The sequence below is a fragment of the Armatimonadota bacterium genome, assembly GCA_020354555.1.
Lineage (GTDB): Bacteria > Armatimonadota > Hebobacteria.
On the sequence record CP070648.1, the window covers coordinates 4,358,020 to 4,366,989 of the forward strand.

Consider the following 8,970-nt stretch of genomic DNA (forward strand, 5'->3'; position numbering starts at 1 on the left):
ATGCGACGCGCTTCGTGGACTGCCTCGCAGGTCATGTTGCCTCACTCGCTCGGGCGGATACGGGGCTTCCCTAACCCGGGGCGAAGCGGCCGACGGAGCTGTGCCAGGGGGACGACCACGTCCAACTCGATCTGATCGAAGCGCAACTACGCGCGGCGGGGATACCGAGCACGCGGCGGGCGCGGTCCGCGGCGCTGTTCGTGCCTGCTTCGCGATTGGAGGAAGCGCAGCGCGTGCTGGCGGGGGAGAGCCCGACGCCTGGGCCGCCCTCCGGCACAGTTGGGTTGTCTGATCTGCACCGCCTGCGGCTGGTATGCGCGCGCTGCGAGAAGGTGACATCGGTGGATCTGTTGGAGGAACGGCCGCCGGCAACCTGTGCGTGCGGGCACGTGTTCGATTGGGGCGAGGCGGGGCCGATTATTGACCGGTACATGGACATCGTCCGCCGCATGGCGGACGCCGAGTTCGAGATCGAGTTGGAGCTGCCGGGGGCGGAGGAGTGACCCGATCCGCTGTCGCCACCACAACGAAGCCGGGCCGCGATGCCCGCTTGGTGCGCTGAGGGACCGGCTTCTCCCGGACAGCGGCGGCTAGACGCGTCGAAGTCGGCCCGAGGCGAGGATGACAGGCGTGACTGACACAGGCCAAGGCAGCGCCCAATCGGCGGTCCCGACGCGGCGCCAGCAGCTTATTGAGGTCGGCGTTTTCCTCTTCCTCTGCATGCCTGGCCTCGTACTGTCGGCATTCCGGAGCGAGCCGGCGCGCCGCGACTTCCTGCTCGACGCGATCTGGGTCTTGTGCTGGGGGCTAGGGCTGACCGCCCTGGTTCTGTTCCTTCTGTGGCGTAATCGTGAGCCGAGGAGCGCCATCGGCTGGTCGCTGAGGAAGCTCTGGACCGACATCCCTCTCGGAGTTGCGCTCTTTCTCCCCGTGCATCTCAGCGCAGCTTGGGGCTATGCACTATTCCGCTCGCTCGGACTCCCTGACGGATCGAGGCCCCTGCCCTCATACTGCGCCCCCGAGGGGCCGACGCAGCTCGTGCTTGCGGTCGTTCTAATCGCGGTTCTCGCGTTGGTAGACGAAACGATATTTCGGGGATACCTGATTCTGCGCTTTACGACGATTACGCGCAGCGCGCCCGTAGCTGTCGCGCTTGCGGCGGTTTTCTTCGCCGTCGAGCATGCGTACCAAGGGCCCGCTGGCATTGCCACTACCGGCATCGTGGGCTTGTCTCTCGGACTCATCTACGTTTGGCGTCGCACGCTCGTTGCTCCCGTTGTAGTGCATTTTCTTGCGAATGTCCTTTACATCATCGCCCCAGCTCTTTTCGCCTTGTGAAGATTCGCGGACGGGGCGTGAACCTGCGCTCAGGCCTGCGCCGGGCTTCCCGCAGGCTACCCCTTGCTCTTGAGCCACGGCGCGATGGGGATCTGCGCCTCGGTGTGGAACGGCAGTTCGACGCGCCGGCCCGTCGCCGCCGACTCGTACGCCGCCATGATGATCTCCAGCACCGCGCGCCCGTCCTCGCCCGTCTCCAGCGGCTGCGCGCCGGTCCTCACGCAGTCCACGAAGTGGACCAGTTCCTGCGGAAAGCCGTAGTTCCACGCCTCCTCGAACACGGTGAAGGTCCAGCCCTTGGTCTCGGGCGCCTTCTCCACCGCGTAGCCGTAGCCGACTTCGCTGTAGGTCTCCAGCGCGTTGCCGTGGAGGAGGTCGGCGTAGCTCACGCCGTGCGAGCCGTAGATCTCCGCGCGGTCGTCCATGCCGCCGCGCTTGGCCCAGCTCTCCTCCGCCATGCCGACCGCGCCGCCCTCGAATTCGACGAGCGCGATGGAGTTGTCATCACCCTCGGTCAAGTCGTTGTGGACGTGCGTGCCCATCTGCGCGTACACGGAAACGGCCTTCGGCTTGCCCAGCATCCAGCGGAAGAACTCGATCGCGTGGCAGCCCATGTCGAGCATCACGCCCCCGCCGGACTTCTCCACATCCCAGAACCACTCGGCGTGCGGGCCGAAGTGCTTCTCGCTGTGCTTGACGAGGTATATCTTGCCCAGCGCTCCCTCGTCCGCGAGCTGCTTCGCGCGGACGTACTTCGGTGCGAAGCACAGCTCCTCGGCGTACATCAAGCGCACCCCGGCCTGCGCGCAGGCCGCGATCATGTCGTCCGCCTCGCCCAGGTTCATGCACAGCGGCTTCTCGCAGATGACGTGCTTGCCCGCGGCGGCGGCTCCGACGGTCATCTCGGCATGCAGGTTGTTCGGAACGCACAGGTCGGCGATGCGCACCTCGTCGAGCCGGAGCGCCTCGTCGAAATCCGTGAACCAGCGCGGGATCCCGAAGCGTTCGGCGAAGGCGCGCGTCCTGGCCTCGTTTCGCCCGACGACAGCGGCAATCCGAGCGCCGGGCACCGAGCGGTTGTAGCAGTCCGCGTGGATCTCGGCGACGAATCCGCATCCGATGAGAGCGATCCCGATTTCGTCCATGTCACAGTCTCCCGGTGCGAGCGCTGAGGGTCCGCGTCAAGCCGGATGACGCGACGCCCGCTGCGCCGAGCGCATGCAGCGGCTCAGCGCGTCATCCCGGCCTATGCATTCCTCGCGGGCTCGCGGGAGCCCTGCGCGAGGCGCGGCGCTCGGGCCCGGCCGGCGCGCGAGCGAAGGATGCCCGCGGGCCGAGGCGGCGCTGCAAGCCGGAGCCCGCGCCCGGCTTCCTTGACAGGGCAAAATGGCCGAGCCTATAATGCCAACAGCAATCCGCCGCCTGGCCACAGACCATTATTCCCACGGAGGCCCCGCTTTGGATATCTGCGTCATCGGCATGGGCTATGTCGGGCTCGTCACCGCCGCGGTATTCGCCGACATGGGCAACGACGTCGTGGGCGTGGAGGTTGACGCGGAGAAGGTGGCGCGGCTGGCCGCGGGGGAGTGTCCGATCTACGAGCCGGGGCTCCAGGAGCTGCTCTCGCGAACCCTGCAGGAGGGACGCCTGTCCTTCACCGCCGACACCGCCGCCGCTGTAGCCGCGTCCGAGGTCATCTTCATCGCCGTCAACACGCCGATGGGCGACAACGGCCTTCCTGATCTGAGCCAGGTCGAGGCCGCGGCGTGTGCGATCGCGCCTGCGGCGAGCGGTCGTAAGATCGTGGTCAACAAGAGCACCGTCCCTGTCGGCACCGGCGATGTGGTCGCGCGTATCGTGGCGGACAATGCCCCGCCCGGAGCCGAGGTGGACGTCTGCTCCAATCCCGAGTTCCTGCGCGAGGGCTCGGCGATCGAGGACGCTTTCAACCCGGACCGTATCGTCATAGGCGCGTCCAATGGCGACGCGGCGAGCAAGCTGGTCGAGCTGTACGCCCCCCTCAACCGCCCGGTGATCGTTACCGACGTCGCGAGCGCCGAGATGATCAAGTACGCGAGCAACTCGTTTCTGGCAACGAAGGTCTCGTTCATCAATGTGATCGCCGACATCTGCGAAGAGGTGGGGGCCGACGTCTCGGCGGTGGCTCACGGGATGGGCGCGGACCGGCGCATCGGCCACGAATACCTCCAGCCCGGCCTGGGGTACGGCGGGTCGTGCTTGTCCCGGGACGCTGAGGCGCTGATCTCGACTGCGGCCGCGGCCGGGTGCGACTTCGCGCTGCTGCGCGCCGCGCAGGACGTCAACCACGCCCGTGTCGGGCGCTTGGTTGCGCGAATGGCCGAGGCGATGGGCGGGCTCGATGGGCGCACGGTGGGCGTGCTCGGGCTCGCTTTCAAGCCGGACACCGATGACCTGCGGGAGGCGAAGGCGGTGGAGCTGATCCGCGTGCTGCTGGAGCGCGGGGCCAAGGTGAGAGCCTACGACCCGGTGGCGATGGAGAAGTGCGCCGCCCTGCTGCCCGATGTGGCGTACGCCGAGAGCGCCGACGATGCGGCGCGCGGCTGCGACGCCCTGGTCGTCGCCACGGAATGGCACGAGTTCAAATCCATGGATCTCGCCCGCATCAAGGCGCTGATGTCCGCGCCCGTCATCTTCGACGGCCGAAACGCGTTCTCGCCGGAGCGGGTGCGCGCCCTGGGCTTTCGCTACTACGGCATCGGGCGGCCCTGAGCATGGCCATGCCGGAGCACATGCGGCACGCGAAATCCGCGAATACCGAGGCGGCGACGGACGATCCGGGTGTGACGTCTTCGCGGCGCTTGGTGTGGATCGGCGTCGCGCTAGCGCTGTTGGTGGGGCTGCCGTTTCTGACCAAGGCGTTTCACATTGACGACACGGTGGTGCTCACCGTCGCCGAGCAGATCACGCGCGATCCGGCGCGACCGTTTCATGCCTCGATCAACTGGTTCGGCGACCCCCAGCCGATCTTCCGCGAAACGACGAACCCGCCGCTGGTGTCGTACTACCTCGCGCCGGTCGTCGCCGCGTCTGGGTTCGCGGAGGTGCCGCTGCACGCGGCGATGCTGTTGTACCTCGTCATCCTTGGGGTGGCGACGGCGGCGCTGAGCCGGCGGTTTGCAGGCGGGTCGGTGTGGCCGGTGTTGTTCGTGATGCTGTCGCCGGCGGTGGTGCCGTCCACGAACGTGATGCGCGACGTGCCGCTGGCGGCGGTGTCGGCGGCCGCGGCTGCCCTGTTCATCGTCGGCGTGGATCGGCAGAGCCGGCAGCTTGTCGTGGCGGGGTCGGTAGTCGCGGGCCTCGCGGTGCTGACCAAGTACTCGGGGGCAGTGCTCCTGCCGGTGCTTGCGCTCTACGCTCTGTTGCAGCGACGCGGCCGCTACGCGCTGTGGCTCCTGCTGCCGCTCGCCATGCTCGGCCTGTGGTCGCTGCACAATCAGCTCGTGCAGGGGCGCACGCACCTCGGGTACTTGTTCGCCGAACGCCGCAACGATGTCCCGATATCCGACCGCCTTTACGCCACGGTCGTTATCGTCGGGGCGTCGCTGTACTTGCTGCCCGCCCTGGTTGCCGATGTGCTGCGGCGCAGGCGGGTCTGGCTTCTCGTGTGCGCGGTGGCCGGGGCCGGGCTCGCGTTCCTCGGCGGATGGCTGCACAATGAGCGCGAGGTCGGTTGGCAGTACACGCTGTGGCTGACCACGGGCGGAGCGCTGATCGCCCTGCTGCTCGTGCCCGGGCTGGCGGCCGCGCGGGGCGCCCTGTCACGCGACTACAGAACCGGCGCCGACACGCTGTTCCTCGCGTTGTGGGCGGGGGCGATCCTGGCGTTCGGGGTGCTGTTCGTCATGTTCCAGGCGGTGCGGCACGTCATCCCGGCGGTGCCGCCCCTCGCCCTGCTGGGTGTCCGCCTGCTGCACCGCGGGACGGCACGTGCGGCATGGCGCAGTTGGGTTCTCGGCGTGCTCGTCGCGGGGCAAGCAGCCGTGGCGTTCGCGGTCGCCGCCGCCGACTACGAGTACGCGCGGACCTACCGCGATTTCGCCCTACGCGCGCAGGAGCGCCTGCCCCGAGACGGCCGGGAGATATGGTTCTCCGGAAACTGGGGGTGGCAGCGTCACGCCCTATCCGCAGGCTTCACGCTCATCGCCGAGCACGGCCGTCTGCCGCGCGTTGGCGACCTCATCCTCATCCCCGACCGCGTGCACAGGGGTCCCCTGCCGGAGGGCCTGGAGCTGGAGCAGATCGAGGAAAAGACGTATCGAGGCCGAATACCGATTCACACCATGGTTTCCTCGGGCGCCAGCTTCTACTCGGTGACCAGCCACAGCGTGCCGTACGCGTTCACGCGGGAGCGGGACCTCGAGACGTTCCGCGTGTTCCGCGTCGAATCCGTCGCGAGGCCTGAGTCGTGACCGAACCTCGGATTTCGTTCGTCGTTCCCGTGCGCGACGAGGCGGACAACGTCGTCGTTCTGTACGACGAGATCGCCGGTGTGATGGGCGAGGTCGGAGTCGAGTGGGAGGTCATCTTCATTGACGACGGCAGCACGGACGGCACCTTCGACCGGCTGCGCGAACTGCACGCGAAGCACGCCCCGGTGCGCGTCATCCGCTTCACGCGGAACTTCGGCAAGTCGTCGGGGCTGAGCGTCGGGTTCGCGGCGGCGCGGGGCAGCATCATCATCACCCTCGACGGCGACTTGCAGGACGACCCGCGGGAGATCCCGAGGTTCCTGGAGGCGCTCGATCAGGGCTTCGACCTCGTGTCGGGGTGGAAGCGCAAGCGGCGCGACCCCGTCGGCAAGCGCGTCGCGTCGCGCATCTTCAACTGGACGATGGCGCGCCTGACCGGGCTTCGCCTCCACGACGTGAACTGCGGGTTCAAGGCCTACCGTGCGGAGGTCGCGCGCGGGCTGCGCCTGCGCCACGGCCTGCATCGCTTCATCCCCTTTCTCGCGCAGGCCAAGGGCTACCGCATCGGCGAGATCGTCGTCGCACATCGAGAGCGCGTTCACGGCCGGTCGAAGTACGGCTGGGAGCGCATCCCCCAGGCCGTGGTTGACGTTCACCTGGCATGGCTCGTCGCGCGCGGCGTCGAGCATCCGCGCCGCATTCTAATCCCGGCCGGTGCCGGGCTGCTCGTCGCCGGAGGAGCGCTGAGCGCGTTTGCCCCTGTGGGGCCGGCAGCGGCGAAGTGGCCGCTGCTCGTTTCCGGCGCGATCGTCGGGCTTGCCGGCTGTGACCTCTTAGTGATGGCGGCGCTGACTGGCCGTGCCATGGCTCGCGAGCCCGCGGGCGGAGCGTATGCCATCGCGGAGCGGCTCGATTGAGTGGCCTCCACATCTGAGAAACCGACACGCCGACGCCTCAAGCTGATCGCCTCCGTGCTGCAAAGCGCGGTGCTGGCGGCAGCGGTGGTTTACATCATCTGGGTCCTCGTTGGTGAGTGGGAGCAACTGCGAGGGCATGTGTGGAGACTGCGCGCGGGGCCGGCCCTGCTGTCGGTGCCGCTGGCGGCGGCCTGGTTCTTCCTGCGCGCGCGGCTGTGGCAGCGCATACTGTCGTGCTTCGGGCACACGCTCGCCTACCGCCGCGCGCTGCGCACGTTCGTGCTCGCCGAGCTGAGCCGGTATCTCCCGGGCACGGTGTGGCACGTGCTGAGCCGGTCCTACCTGTCGAGCCGCCAAGGCATCCCGACGCCGGTGGCCCTGACCGCGGTCATCCTCGAACTGGCTCTCGTCGCATTGGCCGCCACGGCCTTCGTTCCGCTGCGCGCGATCGGCGGACGGCACGCGTATCATAGCCTGACGCTGTGGGCGGCGGTTGCGGTTCCGCTGCTGCTCGTGCTGGCGCATCCGCGAGTCGTGATTCCACTGATCAACGCCGGGCTGCGGCGCTTCTCGCGGCCGCCGCTTCCCGCGTTGGGATACCGCGACCTATTCGGCATGCTCGCGCTGTGCGCCCTGATGTGGGCGTGCCTGTGCGCGGGGTTCGTGCTCTTGGCGTCAAGCATCACGCCGGCGGCGACGCGCGCGCCGGTAGGCGTCGCGGCGTCGTTCCCGGCGGCATGGTTCGTCGGGCTGATCGCCATCGCCGCGCCCGGCGGGATCGGCGCGCGCGAGGGGGCGCTCGTCGTGCTGCTCGGTGGGCTGCTGCCCGGCGGAATGGCAGTCGTCGTGGCGCTGGTGTCGCGGGTTTGGCTGACGGTTATCGAACTGCTCTTCGCCGCCATCGCCTGGCGCCTGCCGGAGTGAGGGGCGCCGGCGCGCCGGCCGATATTGAGGTGCGCAATGAGTATTCGACCAGCACGGCAAGCCGTCGTGACGATTGTCATCGGGATCGCGTGCGCGGTGCTCGGCTGTGTCTCCGGCGGCGGCGCGATGGCGGCCCAGGAGGGTGATGTGGCACGACCGTGGGTGCGCGAGACTGAGGAGGGCATACAAGCGGGGAACGGGCTCGTCGGCCTCGCCTTCGCCCGGCGCGGGAACGCAATCCTGCTCAGGAGCGTGACGAGGGAACCGGGCGGGCGCGAACTGCTCACCGGTTCGCGTGAGACCGACTCGCTGTGGGAGCTGGAGTTCGCCACTGCTGCCGGCGAACGCATCACGCTTTCGAGCGCGGACGCACCGGGCGCGACTTTCGACGCGCGCGCCGGCGATGACGCGGAGATTACCATTCGCTGGCCGCAGGTGACGGACGGCGGCAGCCGCGTCGGCGTCGAGGTCCGCGTGGTCATCAAGCGCGGCGATCCGGTGACCTATTGGAGCCTCAGGCTCGCGAACGCCGACGAGACGCTCCGCCCGTGGCGCGTGACGTTCCCCATCATCGCGAACGTTGACGGCATTCCGGGGACGAAGCTCGCGTTTCCGACGGGGTGGGGGATCGTCTATGATGACGCGCTGCACGCGGGCGAGATTCAGGGCACGTATCCCTCGATGACGCCGGCAATGCAGTTCATGGCGTGCTGGCAGCGTGCCGGCGGTGTGTACTTCGCGGCCCACGATCCCGCGGCGGCGCACAAGCAGTTGATCTGCACCCCCGATGTCGCGGACGGCCGGCTTCGGCTGGCGGTGGTCAACTACCCCGCGGGAATGGGGCGGCCGGTGCGCGAGTGGACGCTGCCCTACCAGGCGGCGGTCGGCGTGTTCCCCGGCAACTGGTACGACGCCGCGCGGCTGCACCGCGCCTGGGCGATTGAGCACGCGCCGTGGATGGCGAAAGGGGAGTTGCTGACACGGCGCAGCACGCCGAAATGGCTCAAGGACATAGACATCTGGTGCCTCGGCGGCGGCGGACCGGCCGAAGCGGTCGAACCGGCGAAGCGGTTTGCCGAGTACTTCGGCGTGCCGACTGCGGTGCACTGGTACAACTGGCACCAGATTCCGTTCGACGACCACTACCCCGAGTATTTCCCAACGAAAGCGGGCTTCGCGCAGGGCGTTGCGGAGCTGCAGGCGGCGGGAGTGCGCGTCATGCCGTACATCAACGGACGCCTGTGGGATCCGCGCACCGAAACCTGGACGAGCGAAAACGCCGAGGCCGCCTGCGCCAAAGACGAGCACATGAAGCGATACGAGGAGACCTATGGCTCGGG

8 protein-coding genes are annotated in these 8,970 nt (G+C 68.4%); 7 read left to right on the forward strand and 1 reads right to left on the reverse strand.

Going from position 1 to position 8,970, the window contains the following annotated elements; translation table 11 throughout:
• Positions 1-200: 200 nt before the first annotated feature.
• Together JSV65_17840 and JSV65_17845 are read left to right on the forward strand one after the other, a co-directional pair.
• Entirely contained in the window at positions 201-503 is a 303-nt protein-coding gene (locus JSV65_17840; GenBank protein UCH34362.1) for a hypothetical protein, read from the forward strand.
• Between the two features lie 127 nt (positions 504-630).
• Positions 631-1,338 (forward strand): CPBP family intramembrane metalloprotease, encoded by a 708-nt coding sequence (locus JSV65_17845; protein ID UCH34363.1) that lies wholly within the window; start codon positions 631-633, stop codon positions 1,336-1,338.
• Between the two features lie 56 nt (positions 1,339-1,394).
• Here JSV65_17845 and JSV65_17850 read toward each other — a convergent pair whose 3' ends face one another.
• Positions 1,395-2,483 carry a Gfo/Idh/MocA family oxidoreductase gene (locus JSV65_17850; protein UCH34364.1) on the reverse strand — a complete coding sequence of 363 codons (1,089 nt, stop codon included), beginning with the start codon at positions 2,481-2,483 and terminating at the stop codon, positions 1,395-1,397.
• Between the two features lie 256 nt (positions 2,484-2,739).
• Here JSV65_17850 and JSV65_17855 point away from each other — a divergent pair, with 256 nt between their 5' ends.
• The 5 genes from JSV65_17855 to JSV65_17875 form a co-directional block, all read left to right on the forward strand.
• Positions 2,740-4,089 carry a UDP-glucose/GDP-mannose dehydrogenase family protein gene (locus tag JSV65_17855; GenBank protein UCH34365.1) on the forward strand — a complete coding sequence of 450 codons (1,350 nt, stop codon included), beginning with the start codon at positions 2,740-2,742 and terminating at the stop codon, positions 4,087-4,089.
• 8 nt (positions 4,090-4,097) lie between these two features.
• Positions 4,098-5,789, forward strand: a complete 1,692-nt coding sequence (locus JSV65_17860) for a glycosyltransferase family 39 protein (GenBank protein UCH34366.1) — start codon at positions 4,098-4,100, stop codon at positions 5,787-5,789.
• Positions 5,786-6,706, forward strand: a complete 921-nt coding sequence (locus tag JSV65_17865; protein UCH34367.1) for a glycosyltransferase family 2 protein — start codon at positions 5,786-5,788, stop codon at positions 6,704-6,706. The genes JSV65_17860 and JSV65_17865 overlap by 4 nt, the downstream gene beginning before the upstream one ends.
• Complete coding sequence (locus JSV65_17870) at positions 6,707-7,630, forward strand: flippase-like domain-containing protein (GenBank protein UCH34368.1); 924 nt, start codon at positions 6,707-6,709, stop codon at positions 7,628-7,630.
• Between the two features lie 36 nt (positions 7,631-7,666).
• The coding region (locus tag JSV65_17875; protein ID UCH34369.1) for a hypothetical protein at positions 7,667-8,970 on the forward strand (1,304 nt) is incomplete at its 3' end.